The organism is Chryseobacterium sp. OSA05B (genome assembly GCF_019970065.1).
In the GTDB taxonomy this organism is placed as follows: domain Bacteria; phylum Bacteroidota; class Bacteroidia; order Flavobacteriales; family Weeksellaceae; genus Chryseobacterium.
In genome coordinates this window covers 433,830-447,096 of the sequence record NZ_JAHXYH010000001.1, presented here as the reverse complement: position 1 = coordinate 447,096, position 13,267 = coordinate 433,830, and the positions used below count along the sequence as shown (strand labels likewise).

5 protein-coding genes are annotated in these 13,267 nt (G+C 41.7%); 3 read left to right on the top strand and 2 right to left on the bottom strand.

The features are described from left to right. Positions 1-15: 15 nt before the first annotated feature. Both LC419_RS01905 and LC419_RS01900 read right to left on the bottom strand, forming a co-directional pair. A complete protein-coding gene (locus LC419_RS01905; RefSeq protein ID WP_223605755.1) occupies positions 16-714 on the bottom strand; it encodes a LytTR family DNA-binding domain-containing protein in 699 nt (232 codons plus the stop codon). Continuing rightward, the gene (locus LC419_RS01900) at positions 714-2,381 is read right to left on the bottom strand and encodes a histidine kinase (protein WP_223605754.1); all 1,668 of its coding nucleotides are present in this window, start codon (positions 2,379-2,381) and stop codon (positions 714-716) included. Before LC419_RS01900 ends, LC419_RS01905 begins: the two co-directional genes overlap by 1 nt. Before the next feature lie 106 nt (positions 2,382-2,487). On the opposite strand from LC419_RS01900, the gene LC419_RS01895 reads away from it, so the two are divergent. The 3 genes from LC419_RS01895 (at position 2,488) to LC419_RS01885 (ending at position 13,266) form a co-directional block, all read left to right on the top strand. After that, positions 2,488-4,863, top strand: a complete 2,376-nt coding sequence (locus tag LC419_RS01895) for a TonB-dependent receptor (RefSeq protein WP_223605753.1) — start codon at positions 2,488-2,490, stop codon at positions 4,861-4,863. A 181-nt stretch (positions 4,864-5,044) separates the two neighbouring features. Continuing rightward, positions 5,045-5,653, top strand: coding sequence for a hypothetical protein (locus LC419_RS01890; RefSeq protein WP_223605752.1), 609 nt, complete (start codon positions 5,045-5,047; stop codon positions 5,651-5,653). A gap of 611 nt (positions 5,654-6,264) precedes the next feature. After that, positions 6,265-13,266, top strand: a complete 7,002-nt coding sequence (locus tag LC419_RS01885; RefSeq protein WP_223605751.1) for a type I polyketide synthase — start codon at positions 6,265-6,267, stop codon at positions 13,264-13,266. Position 13,267 lies beyond the last annotated feature (1 nt).

Below are 13,267 nucleotides of genomic sequence, written 5' to 3'. Positions count from 1 at the left end.
TGTTAAATTCAGGCATCAGACCATTTTATTTTTCAAATCTTTATACTTGGAACGTCCTACCGGAAGCACTTCACCTGTTTTAAGCAAGGCTCCATAGCGTGTCCCAGGATTGATGATGATCTTTTCAATTTGTTGAAAATTAACAAGATAAGATTTGTGAATACGTTCAAATCTGTCGGGAAGAAGCTGCTGCAAATGCTCAAGTGACTTATCGTGGAGCTCATTCTGTCCATTGCTGAGATGCAGTTCAGTGTAAATTCCGGCTCCTTTAATGTAGATTACCTCAGAAATGTTGATCAGACGAACCTGTCCTGCTCTTTTTACAGCAAGATATTTAATCCCTTCATCCGGTTTTAAGGCTGGGCTGACAAACCTGGTTAAAGCCTTAAAGAGCCTTTCCTGATCAAAAGGTTTGGGCACAAAATCCAGAACGCCATACGCAAAAGCCGTGATCGCTTTGTCGATATTGGCAGAAACAATGATCGTGTGAAAAGAAGCAGCCACCATCTGCTCCAACAACTCGAAACCATTGTCGCCGTTGAGATTAAGATCGAGTAGAAGTAGGTCAGGAATTTGTGCTGAAACCTGATCAAGTCCCTTTTGCAGAGAATCACAGATAATGATCTCATTAGGCTTGTCCGCAAAAAATTCGGAGGTCATACGCTCCAAACGGCGGGCTATTCTGGCCTCGTCCTCAATAATCACTATATTCATTATTTTAAAATTTGAATGGTAGACTTCCAGCCGTTTTCCGTAGCACCCGATTCGAATGCCCAGTTGTGGCCATAACTTTCAGTCAGTCTTGCTTTGATATACTTAAAACCGTTTCCACCTGTGCGGTCTGTCATGATTTGTCTGTTCTTCGCGACAGTTTCAAAAGTATACTGATGCGCCTCTTTTGACACAGAATAATTGAGTATAAATTGAATCGTATTTCCGGAGAGTGGTTCACTGTGGGTAATACCATTCTCCAGCAACGTATGAATAACCGCCGGTGGGATCAGCTGTGTTTTATCAATTCCCTTTTCCTCCCAGATATAATTCATTTCTTTCCGGAAGCCCATCACCGATATATGTTGACGGCAAAGCTCCAGTTCTTTGGTGACAGGGATCAGAGTCTGTTCAGAGATCTCGTTCATAATATCAAATTCTGTGGCCAATGCCTGTATAAAACGGGCACCATCCTTAGGAGATTCTTCCACCCAATCCATCATGGAAGTCAGGGTATTCCTTAAAAAATGTGGTTGGATATTCTTTTTAAGCAGTTCCAGTTGCAGCCTTGATGAAAGCAAAACCGCATTCTGGTGTTCCGCCTCAATAACACTGGTACGGATAGAATGAAGATAAAGCATTGACAGCACAATAATGGTAAAACTGATGAACAGCCCGAAATCATAGACCACCAATCTGTTGACCAATGCACTCGCCAAAAGAGCCGCCAGAGCTATAAAACCTCCTTTTTCCTTTTGAAGAATACCGTTTAGAACTACAATGAAGGCAGCGATCAACATCGCCAAGCTATAAAGTCGGGCAGTCAGGTCATAGTGACCGTAATTGAATCCATAAAGTCCCAGCAATGTCAACAGCAATGTGGGCATCAGCCATTTTCCATGTCTGAAATTAAACTGAATCATAAAATACCACGGAACCAGCAATGCATTGGCAAATGTCAGCCATCCGATGATCTCAAGACGAATGAAAAATTCAGAATAAGGAATCACTACATGGAATTTCAGATATTCCATGATCAATAAAGTAAAAAAGAGAAGACAAATGGTTGCAAAAATCAGGATGTCCTTCTGTCTCCGTTTGCTGTTCAGATAAAGGAAAAAATAATAAACTGCCGCGATCAGAAAAGCTCCGGCCATCAGGTTCATATAAGCCATTGTGATCAATGGTCTTGTGATTAATGTTGTGTAATTATTGATGTCAAATCCAATGCTCCGCTGCATATCCGGATGCAATGACTGGGAACTGCGCATGGCAATGGTATGAAGACCCGGCGAAATCAGATGATCCGGAATCCTGTAATAGCTGCACTCCGTTCCTGGGATTTCCGGATTTCCGTTTTTGGGAAGCTGTCCGTTTTTACCAATCAGGATACCATCCCAATATACTTCAAAAGCCCCGAAGGAATCGATCTGAAGTCCGAGAGGTGTCAGTTCGTTCTCCACCGGACGCAGGTCGAGCTGTGTACGTGACCAGAATATCTTGTCTGAAGTATTGCCTCTTATTTCCGACCAGTCTTTATCGTTATAATTTTTATCAGTCCACGCCATATCATCTCCGGTTTTATAGACCGGTATAGGTTCTTCATTACGGATAACAGGCGTGGCCAGCAGGCTGAGCAGCGTTAATAAAAATATTAAATTATGCATCATGTAAATATACAAGCTAATTTGAAAAACCCGATGTCGTTCGAAAGCCTGTGGAGCTGTTCAGATGTTTCTGCTGTGAATGGCTGTTTCTGCGATTTAAATTTACATCATGAAACAAGTAGTCATCATTATTTTTACCCTCTTTTCTGTTCAGTATTCATTAGCACAGAAAGCTCAGGTCACCGGAATCATTCAGGAAAAATCTGCCGTACCTATATCTTATGTAACGGTCACATTAAAGGAAACTGGAGATAAGGCCATTGCCGCCGGTATTTCGGACAGCAAAGGCATATTCAGACTGGAAAGTATTCCGGCAGGAAATTATACCATCAGTTACAGTTTTGCCGGGTTTCAAACCATCATCAGACCTGTAGAAGTTAAGTCTGATGAGGTGATCAATGTAGGGACAGTTATTTTAGAGTCTAATACAAAGCTGTTGCAGGAAGTATCGGTAACAGGGCAGCGTTCATCGGTCAGTTTAAAACTGGATAAAAAGGTCTTTGAAGTGGGTAAAGATGTCTTGTCACAGTCGGGAGCGGTAACGGATCTTCTCAACGTTGTTCCTTCAGTGAGTGTAAGTCCTGGTGGAGAAATAAGTCTGCGCGGGAATAGTAATGTATTGGTGTTAATTGACGGTCGCCGAACGGGGCTAACTCAGGGCAATGCTTTGGAACAGGTGCCTGCCGATCAGGTCGAGCGTGTGGAAGTGATCACGAATCCTTCTTCCAGATTCGATGCGGCGGGTTCTGCAGGGATTATTAATATTATACTTAAAAAGAACAGGAAAGGAGGATTCAGTGGTCAGCTTCGTCTGGTAGGCGGTATTCCCAATGAAACACGGATCAGTCCAAGTCTGAATTATAAATCGGACAGGCTCAATCTGTTTGCGACCTATGGTATTAGGTTATCTGATTACGTAGGCTTGTATACGATGAAACAGTCCGCCGGACTTTCAGGAGAGAGGGTTGATCTGAGCCGGAGACAGGATGAGAACAGGCATGATGATGCTAAATTACTTTATTTTGGAGCCGACTTTAAGATCAATGATCACAATACCATTACCGCAGCTTTCATGCGGAACTCAACGCATGATCACGACAAAACCCAACTCAACTATGTCTATTCAAATAAAAACGGCGCTATAGACAGCAGCCTCACCAGAAAGGGTGAATCATGGGAAAAACGGAGCTATAATCAGCTCGAATTGAATTACACCAAAAACTTCGCTAAGGCAGGTAAGAAACTGACAGTAGATATGCAGTATGATTTCTGGGGCAGTGACAAAGACTGGAATTTATCAACCAGCAAAGTATTTCCAACTTCCATTGACTTACCGATGATCAGAACAGGTTCAATGGGGGCGAGCAAGGACTTTATGATTAAAACAGATATGATACAGCCGCTTGACAGCACTTCCACCCTTGAATTTGGGTTGAAAATGGAAGACCGTAGAGTGAACAGCGACTTTATCGCAGAACAACAGAATTCTGCAGGTTGGGAAATCATTGAACAAATTGATAATCATTTGTTATATAAAGAATTGATTGGAAGCGCTTATGTACAGTTTTCCGGAAAGACTGGAGCTTTGAGTTATCAGACTGGTTTGCGTGGCGAACTCACCCATATCGGGATCGAAGACCGCGCGGGAAGCTATAGCAATAAAAAAGATTATAACCGACTGTTTCCGACATTCAACGTAAGTTATCGTTTCAATGAACGGTCAACTTTACAGGGGAGCTACAGCAAGCGGATCAACAGGCCAAGATTAGGCATGATTTACCCTTTTAATGAACTGACTGATCTGACCAGCCGTTATGTTGGAAATCCGGATCTTAACCCGTCTTATGCCAATGTCTTTGAAATCGCTTTCCTTAAAAACTGGAAGACGCTTACGTTGAATCCATCCTTCTATTATCAGCGAAATACCGGAGTGATGGAGGATTATACGTTCCGGAATGCAGAAGGGCTGTTTATCACAATGCCGGTTAATATCAATAGGGAAACCCGTTATGGTTTTGAACTGTCAGTACTCTATAATCCGGTAAAATGGCTGCAGGTGAATACAGAGCTTAATCTGTTCCATTATGCCAAACAGGGAAGTTATAAAGATCAGAGTTTTGACTATTCCGGGAATACCTTAACCGCCCGTGTAAGTGCTCAGCTGAAGCTGAAGAATAAACTTGCCTTTCAGACGCTTTATAATTTCAGAGGAGCCAATGCTACTGCACAAACCCGTACAGATGCTCTTCACAGCATTGATTTTGGACTCAGCAAGACTTTTTTAAAAGACAAAGCAACCCTGATGTTCGATGTCAGTAACCTCTTTGGATTACGAAAGTCAAACAGCAGAACCGTAGGAGCAGATTACGAAATCAGTCAGACCAATATTCCTAATGCCGCGCGCTATCGGTTAACGTTGGTTTATAGATTTAATCAAAAAGACAATCAGACGGTACGGCAAGCCAAAAGCGGAAACAGGGATTAATTTTCAGCATTTATTGGTATTTAAATAAAAAAACAACTTCTGAGTGATCTGTAAAATCTGTGAGCTTAAAATAAGTCTCGTCAGTTTTGCAGATCAGGCAGATTCTTTTACCATTCTGGTGTAATTTTTTTGACTTAAATTTGATCTTTCGTCTTCTAAGACGAGAAAAAAATACTGACAGATGGCAGATGAAATACAGATTTTAAAAGATTTCGTGGAGGGTAAACTTTCCGATAAAGATTTTGAACAGCAGCTTTATACCAATCAGGATTTGGAAAAACGGCTTTCAGATCCGGACGTAAATTGGCAGGGGACTTATTTACAAAACACCACCGCTTACTTTTATCTGATTGAGCAGGATTATAAAAATGCTGAAGGAAGACTCAATGCTCACGGAACGGTACAACTGTTTTTAAGCAAAATTGGGGTAGAGATCACAGCTTTCCCACAAAAGTCTGATGAGTATGAATTCATTTTGAATACCAGTCCCAAATATATAGACGCTGATGCCGGATTTATCGAACAGCATATTCTGCCAAAAGATAAAACACTTTCAAAATCTGAACAGAAACAATACATAAAACAACGCTACACGGAACTTTTTAAATACCAGACTAAGCCACCCAAATGGGTACAGAATCCGGAATGGCCTGTTAAAAACAATCAGCCACTGTTCTTTTTAGGACAGATTGAAATAAAAAAAAGTGATTTTTTCCATGATGAGGGAAGTATGTACCTCTTTATGGATCCCGAAACTGAAATTATTGATATCGTAAAGCAATTTTACTGATCTTATAAAAACGGCTAAAAATAAATATAATCCTGTTTTTGTTATTAAAACCTCTTTAAAGAAACAGGATAATTTTCTTAATCGGATACTGAAGAGGGTTTTATAATCTTCTTATTTTCATAACGTTGCTTTTCAGTAACGTTATTTTTTTTGCGAAAATCTTATGAAATTTTGTCATTGTTTTTTCAAAATCCTGAATTTTATGATTTTTTTTAGCGGATCATCAAACGCTCTTTTTCCAGAATTCATACGCTTTTGTAGACGTATTATATTTTTGTAATATTGGAAAAATAATTCTCTTATTTTTGAAATATTATAGTTTTTATTTCTATATTTGTCTTACATTAATCAATTATAAACAGTTATAGTTGAATCTGATAGACTGTACCGTCTTATTTTCTGAGAATAAAAATATAAATTGCATTTTTTAATAGTATTTAAATTCATAATAATTTATTGTTAAAAAATTATTATCAATTTTCATTTATGGTTAAAAATGTAATATAAATTTATTATTTTTATTCCCTCATAACTAGCAAACGCTCATGATGCCGAAAGGTTCAGCGTTTTGTTATGGAGTTTCTAGTTATCATCTCAATACCATAAATGCAATGAAAAACTTAACCATTCTTGGATTAACGCCTTTTGAAAAGCCGGATGTCAGTCTTATGCCTAAATTGTACCAGGCGGGTGCATTTCCCATCTTAAGCTTAGGACACAATGCGGCAGCGGCTCAGGAAGCGCTAAATCAACTTGACCAGACAGATGTGCCTTCTTATGGTATCTATCTGCCGAACGACAAATTTATTTCCCTGCAGATCCCGAAAAAAGTAAGATTCGCGATCCTTCCGTCCGGAGTTTCAATGAATATTGTACCGGATCTGCCTGTTATCTATCAGGTAACCAGTTTAGATGAAGCCAGGCTGGCCGAACAGTCGGGTGCAGAAGGAATTATTATAAAAGGAAATGAGGCAGGAGGCCTGGTAGGCTATGAGTCTACTTTTGTACTGTTTCAGCGTGTCATTAAAGAAATTCAAACTATACCTGTATGGGTACAGGGAGGAATAGGACTGCACACAGCTGCCGCAGTAAAATCATTAGGAGCAACCGGAATTGTACTCGATAGCCAACTGGCATTATTCCCGGAGAGTTCTGTTCCCCAGGATATAAAAGATCTGTCCTCAAAACTCAATGGTACAGAAACTAAAATTATAGCCAACCATCGAGTATTGGTGAGACCGAACTCACCTGCGTTACCAGAAAACGTTACGGCCGAAGAGCTGAGACAATATTTCACGGATCTTGATCCAAGCAAGAGCTATATTCCTATGGGTCAGGATATTTCATTGGCTGTAGATCTGTATGAAGATTTCAAAAGCCTGAAAAAAATGGTTTTTGGGTTCAAAGAAGCCATGTATGGTCACCTGAAGCAGGCTAAAGCACTTGAGGTGATCAGTGAAAATAATATAATGGCCCAAAAGCTGGGATTGCGTTATCCTATCGCACAGGGACCAATGACTCGTGTCAGTGATGTTCCGTTATTTGCCAATGCGGTAGCGGATGCCGGAGCTTTACCTTTTGTTGCTTTGTCATTATTGAAAGGTGAACATGCGAAAGCTTTGGTGATGGAAACCAAAAAACTGGCCGGTGAAAAAACATGGGGTGTAGGTATTCTTGGATTTGCTCCTCAGGAATTAAGAGAAGAGCAAACGGCTTATATATTGGAGGCCAAACCTCCCGTAGTTCTTATCGCAGGAGGAAGACCTGCACAGGCTAAGGTATTTGAAAAAGCGGGAATTACAACTTTCCTTCACGTTCCTTCTCCTGCATTGCTGGATATTTTCCTGAAAGAAGGTGCTACCAATTTTATCTTTGAAGGCCGTGAGTGCGGTGGACATGTAGGTCCGCTTTCAAGCATGGTGCTCTGGGAAAAACAGATTGAACGTATTTTAAAAGAAGAACATCCTGAAAATATCAGCGTATTTTTTGCAGGCGGTATTCATAATGCATTTTCAACGGCATTTGTCTCTATCATGGCGGCTCCTTTAGCAGCCAGAGGCGTAAAAGTTGGCGTATTGATCGGAACAGCCTATTTATATACGGAAGAAGCTGTACGTACCGGAGCTATTCAGGAAGAATTCCAGGTACAGGCCATGCAGGCAAAAGACACGGTCTTACTGGAAACAGCACCGGGACACGAAACACGTTGCTTAAATACAGCTTTTGCTAAACATTTCAGCACCGAGAAAATTAAACTTCTAGCAGCCGGAATGGATAAAAAAGAAGTTTGGGAGCAGCTTGAAAAACTCAATGTGGGCCGACTTAGGATTGCCGCAAAAGGAATCGATCGTCAGGGCGACAAGTTGGTTAATGTTCCTAAAAACGAGCAGCTGGATCTTGGAATGTACATGATCGGTCAGGTGGCTACCATGCAAAACCGCGTCATTTCCCTTGCATCCCTTCATCAGAACGTAAGTATTGATAATTTTAAATATATTGAAGAGGCGGCCTTACCGGAACAGCCGGTATCCACAGAAAAACCTCTGGATGTAGCGATTGTCGGGATGGAATGTATTTTCCCGGGCGCTAAAAACCTTGAAGAATACTGGCGAAATATCATTTTGGGACGAGACAGTGTCACAGAAGTCCCTGATGAGCGCTGGAACAAAGAACTTTACTACCATCCGGATTCAGACGGACCGGATGTATCTCACTCAAAATGGGGCGGATTTATTCCAAAAATTGATTTTGATCCATTGGCCTTCGGAATTCCTCCTCAATCTCTTGCCGCCATTGAACCAACACAACTGTTGACTTTATTGGTTGCCAAGCGTGCGATGGAAGATGCAGGCTATGGAGAAAAACATATCAACAGAGAAAATATTTCTGTTATTATAGGCGCTGAAGGCGGTAATGATCTGGCCAACAGCTATAGTTTCAGAGGATACTATAAACAGGTTTTCGGAGAGCTTCATGAAGAAGTGAAACAGGCATTTCCACATACGACGGAAGATTCATTCCCGGGTATTTTGGCGAATGTGATCGCAGGTAGGATTACGAACCGTCTGGATCTTGGCGGAAGAAATTTCACTGTAGATGCGGCTTGTGCTTCTTCTTTAGCGGCTATTGATCTGGCTTGTCAGGAACTGATATTAGGAAAATCCGATATGGTTCTTGCCGGCGGAGCAGATTTACATAACGGAATCAATGATTATCTGATGTTTTCCAGTACGCATGCCCTTTCCAGAAAAGGAAGATGTGCTACATTTGACGGAGATGCTGACGGAATTGCCCTTGGAGAAGGCGTTGCAATCCTTGTGTTAAAAAGATACGAAGATGCCGTTAGAGATGGCGACCGTATTTATTCTGTGATCAAAGGAGTAGGAGGATCAAGTGACGGAAAAGCACTTGGTCTTACGGCCCCGAGAAAAATAGGACAGGTACGTGCTTTAGAACGTGCTTATTCCCAAGCAGGGATTAGTCCTGCGGCAGTTGGTTTAGTGGAAGCTCACGGAACCGGAACTGTAGTTGGAGATAAAACTGAATTGAGTGCACTGACGAATTTATTCAGCCGTTCAGGAGCGATACCGGGACAGACTCACTTAGGTTCTGTAAAAACGCAGATCGGGCATACCAAATGTGCGGCCGGATTAGCCGGGCTGATCAAAGCTTCACTGGCAGTATATCACGGTGTAAAACCACCGACACTTCACTTACAGCAGCCTAATGCTTATTATAATGCCCAAACCAGTCCTTTTTCTTTTTATGCAGAAAGTGGATTGTGGGGTGAGAAAAACCGTTATGCCGGAATCAGTGCTTTTGGATTCGGAGGAACCAATTTCCATACGGTTATTGCCAACCATCCTAAGGAAGACGATTCTGCGGTATTGCAATCGTGGCCGTCAGAATTGTTTGTATTCCGCGGAGATACGTATGAGGATGCGAAAATTCAATTATCACAGATCAAATCTTTATTAGAGGTTAACGGTGATATTCCATTAAAAGATATGGCTTACAGCTTAGCAGTAGGCTCAGAAAAACCAATTCAGTTAACCATTGTTGCTGATACCGCCGAACATTTGATGATGAACATCGAATTAGCATTATCAGGAATTGAAAGTAAAGACACTTTCACGGTGAATAAACGTGATGGTAAAGTGGCCTTCCTATTCCCCGGACAGGGCAGTCAGAGAATCAATATGGCCCGCGATCTGTTCGTAGCTTTTCCGGCTATGCGTAACCTGATCGAAGGATATCCTGAACTGGAGAAAGTAGTTTTCCCTTCAACAACGTTTGATGAAGCTGCCTTAAAACAACAGAAAGAAACCATTAGAGATACCCGTCTGGCACAACCTATTTTAGGAATGGTTGACCTGGCTTTAGCTAACTTCCTGAAATCACTGGACATCGTTCCGGATATGGTGGCAGGTCATAGTTATGGTGAACTACCTGCTTTATGCTTTGCCGGAGTTTTCGAAGAAGAAAAACTGGTTGATCTAAGTACTCAAAGAGCCCACGCCATTCTGGATTCAGTAGAAGGCGGAGATCCGGGAACCATGATTGCGGTAAGCGCAACAAGAGAACAGTTGCAACCTGTATTAGACAAGACAGAAGGCTGCTATCCGGTTAATTATAATGCTCCGACCCAATGTGTAGTGGCGGGAAGTACACTGGCCATCAATAAATTAATGGAGATCCTTAAACAGGAACGTATCTCTGCAAAGAAACTGGAAGTTGCGTGTGCATTCCACAGTCCGTTATTGGCCAAGTCTAAAGGCTTATATGATGAGGTCTTAAAAGACGTCCCTTTCCATGAAATGCAGATTCCGGTTTGGTCGAATACAACTGCGGAAACCTATCCGACAGCTCCTTCAGAAATCAAAGAAAGACTGACGGATCATTTGGTACAGCCCGTAAGATTTGTAGAAGAAATTCAGGCGATGTATGAAGACGGAGCCAGAATATTCATCGAAGTAGGTCCTGGAAAAGTACTTTCCGGACTGACAAAATCCTGCTTGGAGAAAGATCAGCTGATCCTGTATGTAGAAGACAGCAACCGAAATAAACTGAGTCATCTTCTTTCCATGCTGGCACAATATCTGGGAACAGGCCGAAGCTTCAGCATTGAAAAACTTTTCGATGGCCGTAATGCTAAACTGATTCAGATAGACCAGCCTGAAATATATAAGAAAAATCCAGCCATCTGGCGTGTGAACGGACAGACGGCACATCCAACCACAGGTAATCTGCCGGCTAATGGTGCATTACCGATATTAAATCCTATTGCCATGAACAATTTTACGAATAACCAACCAGCCCCTGTAGCCGAATCTCAGCCTGCTGCTGAACGTATGCTTCAGGAATATTTAAATACCATGAAACAGCTGATTCAGGCACAGCGTGATGTGATGCTTTCCTTCCTGGGACAGAATCCACAAGTCAGCCCTGCACCTGTTTATGCTGCGCCGGTACAAGCACCTGTGAATGATCGTTTGGTGACGATTCCTGCACAGCCTGTCCATGCAGAAAAGTCTGCTGCTGTTGCGGTAAAACAGGCTCCGGTAAAAGATATTAAAACCCTGTTGCTACAAGTGGTTAGCGATAAAACAGGATATCCACACGAAATGCTCGGTATGGAAATGGACCTGGAAGCTGATTTGAGTATTGACTCTATCAAAAGGGTAGAAATCATTGGAACACTTCGCAGTGAGCTGGGAGCGCTTACATCAGGTAATGCCGATGAAGACATGGTTATGGAAAAATTAGCATCGATCAAAACGTTAAGCGGTCTGGTTTCCTGGTTGACAGAATTGACAGGAACTCCAACAACTGCTCCTGAAAAAAATGGATCTGCAATCACACCGACATCAGAATTAGAAAGCAAATCTGCATTCTCTCTGGAAGAACTTCAAAATGTAATTCTGGATATCGTTAGTGAAAAAACAGGTTATCCAAAAGAAATGCTTGGATTGGATCTTGATCTGGAAGCAGACCTGAGTATCGATTCTATTAAGCGTATGGAAATTATCGGAGACCTTAAAACCAAAATCGGTTTCGGTCAGGATATGGACCAGGCCGACGATCTGATGGAAAAACTGGCGGCCATTAAAACATTAAAAGGACTGGCCTCATGGATCAGCGAAATGAGTGGAAACACCGATGCTGATGCTGAACCGGTACAGAATTTATTGTCACGTCTTCGTTTTGACCTGACTCCAACCGATGTTTCTACAGAGCAGAATACAGAAATCATCAAGGGAAAACGCTTTGCGATCACTCAGGACAACAGTCCACAAACGATGGCGATTAAAAACACCCTTGAAAAATATGGCGCTATCGCAGAATTGGTGGACACGGAAAGAGATCTTAAAGATTTTGACGGATTAATCATTCTGGATCTGTTCTCCTCAACCGTAAAACACAGCATCATTGATCATGTAGATCAGATCAAGAAACTGGATCTTGATAAAGCCAAATGGGTGTATCTGATTTCAGACATTCCCGCTCATATTCAGGAACTGACTGATACCCGTCTTTTGCGTCATTACAAAGGCTATCCTGGACTTTTCAAAAGTTTGGCTAGAGAATTTGAACAAACCTCTTGCAGGCTGATCAGTCTGAGCACACCACAGGAAGTTGATCAGATTACAGAGATCGCTTTAAAAGAAATATTAACCACAGATAAGCCATCCGAAGTCGTTTACAAGCACGATCAAAGGCATAAAATAGAGATCATCCCTTCTCCATTGTCAACAAGTCTTGAAGAAGCGCATATCCAGCTGGATCAGGAATCTGTAGTCTTGGTACTTGGAGGTGGACAGGGAATCACTTCTGAATTGGTGAAGCATATGTCCGGAGCATATCCTTGTACTTATATTCTTGTAGGAAGATCAGCAGATCCTAGGGATGTCATAGCAGACCTTAAAGAAGTTGAAGCCATGAAAACTAAGGAAGAAATAAGAAGCTATCTTATCAAAACCGGAAAATTCACTTCTCCTTCCGAGATAGAAAAAGAGACCGTAAGAATTTTCAAAAACAATCAGATCCTCCGCACGATCCGAGATATGGAACAGCTGGGAAGTACGGTAGTTTATCAATCTTTAGATCTTTGTGACGAAGAAGGATTATCAGATTTAATAAAAAATATTTACGATAAATACGCCCGTTTAGACGGAGTTATTCATGGAGCAGGTCTTTTGGAGGACAAACTGTTCAGACAGAAGACTTCAAGCTCATTTGAACGTGTCTTTGATACGAAAGTAAAACCGCTTCGTGTATTGGCAGAACAGCTTCGTGCCGACTGTCAGTTTGTAGTACTCTTCTCAAGCATCGCTTCAGTGTACGGGAACAAAGGGCAGACAGATTATGCTGCGGCCAACTCTGTACTGGATGATTATGCGAAAGCTTTAAACAAAAAATTAAAGGGAAAAGTAATTTCCATCAACTGGGGCCCATGGAAAGGAGCCGGAATGGTTTCATCGACTCTGGAAACAGAATATGAACGCCGCGGTATTTCTTTAATTCCATTGGACCAGGGGAAAGAAATTTTCCTTAATGAGATCAAATACGGAACCGAAAGTCAGGTATTGATCATGTCCGGAAACAACTGGTAAA

Excerpts from the sequence above, each read along its gene's own strand:
- LC419_RS01905 (WP_223605755.1), bottom strand. The coding sequence starts at position 714 with ATGAATATAGTGATTATTGAGGACGAGGCCAGAATAGCCCGCCGTTTG.
- LC419_RS01900 (WP_223605754.1), bottom strand. The coding sequence starts at position 2,381 with ATGATGCATAATTTAATATTTTTATTAACGCTGCTCAGCCTGCTGGCC.
- LC419_RS01895 (WP_223605753.1), top strand. The coding sequence starts at position 2,488 with ATGAAACAAGTAGTCATCATTATTTTTACCCTCTTTTCTGTTCAGTAT.
- LC419_RS01890 (WP_223605752.1), top strand. The coding sequence starts at position 5,045 with ATGGCAGATGAAATACAGATTTTAAAAGATTTCGTGGAGGGTAAACTT.
- LC419_RS01885 (WP_223605751.1), top strand. The coding sequence starts at position 6,265 with ATGAAAAACTTAACCATTCTTGGATTAACGCCTTTTGAAAAGCCGGAT.